Below are 1,081 nucleotides of genomic sequence, written 5' to 3'. Positions count from 1 at the left end.
GTCCCATGGGGCGCGCGGCGCCGTGGCCGCGCGCCCCGTGGGACTCCCGCACCACGCCGCGCGGACGCCCCGGTGTCGGCGCGGCACGCCGCGGGGAGCGGCCCCCGGGCTCCCCGGCCCGCGCGTTCCGGCGCTCCCGCACGCCGTTCCCGCGCCGGCGCGGAAGCCGGAGGGGAATGCGGCGGGAACGCCGGAATGCGGGGGGCGTGCGCCTATCCTTCCCCTATGACGACACACCGCGAGCCCGGTCCGGGCACCGACGGCGCGACGTCGCGGCCGCGCTGGCGGGCCGGTGACCACATCCTGTGGCGCTACCGGGCCAATGGCACGTCCGACGTGCACATCTGCCGGCCGGTGACCGTCGTCCGGGACACCCCCGAACTGCTCGCCGTCTGGCTGGCCCCCGACACCCCCTGCGTGCGTCCCCGGCTCCTGGACGGCACCCCCGTCCACCTCGAGCCGCTGGAGACCCGCTACACCAAGCCCCGCGGCCCGGTCCCGACCACCTGGAGCGGCACCGGCGTGCTGAAGCTCGCCCGCCCCGGGGACCCGTGGTCGGTGTGGCTGTTCTGGGAGCCGGGGTGGCGTTTCAAGAACTGGTACGTCAACCTGGAGGAGCCCCTGCACCGCTGGTCGGGAGGGGTGGACTCGGAGGACCACTTCCTCGACATCGCCGTCTACCCGGATCGGCGCTGGGAGTGGCGGGACGAGGACGAATTCGCCCGGGCGCTCGAGGTGGGGCTGATCGATCCCGACCGGGCCGAGGAGGTGCGCCGCGCCGGCCGCGAGGCCACCCGTCTCATCGGCCGCTGGGGCAGCCCGTTCTCCGAGCGGTGGACCGAGTGGCGCCCGGCGCCCCACTGGGCCACCCCGGTGCTGCCCACCGATTGGCACCGTCCCCCCGGCTCCCCCCGCCGGGCGACGGACCCGCGGGGGGCGGGGCGGGGTCCCGTACCTCTTGAAACGGACCCGGTACCGACCCGTAGGATCAGCCCTCATCACCACGAACACACCATCAGGAGAGGCCCCGTCACATGACCCGTCCGGTCCGTCCCCCCGGCCCGGCCGCCCCGTGCACCGC

At 75.9% G+C, this 1,081-nt stretch carries 1 protein-coding gene; it reads left to right on the top strand.

Annotated features, from left to right (window positions below; translation table 11 throughout):
• Positions 1-225 precede the first annotated feature (225 nt).
• Positions 226-1,038 (top strand): cytidylyl-2-hydroxypropylphosphonate hydrolase, encoded by an 813-nt coding sequence (fomD, locus tag FOE67_RS26580; RefSeq protein ID WP_182667370.1) that lies wholly within the window; start codon positions 226-228, stop codon positions 1,036-1,038.
• Positions 1,039-1,081 lie beyond the last annotated feature (43 nt).

It is taken from the genome of Streptomyces calidiresistens (assembly GCF_014141525.1).
Classification (GTDB): domain Bacteria; phylum Actinomycetota; class Actinomycetes; order Streptomycetales; family Streptomycetaceae; genus Streptomyces; species Streptomyces calidiresistens.
The sequence above is the reverse complement of the archived record's forward strand: the minus strand, read 5'-3'. Positions and strand labels throughout refer to the sequence as shown.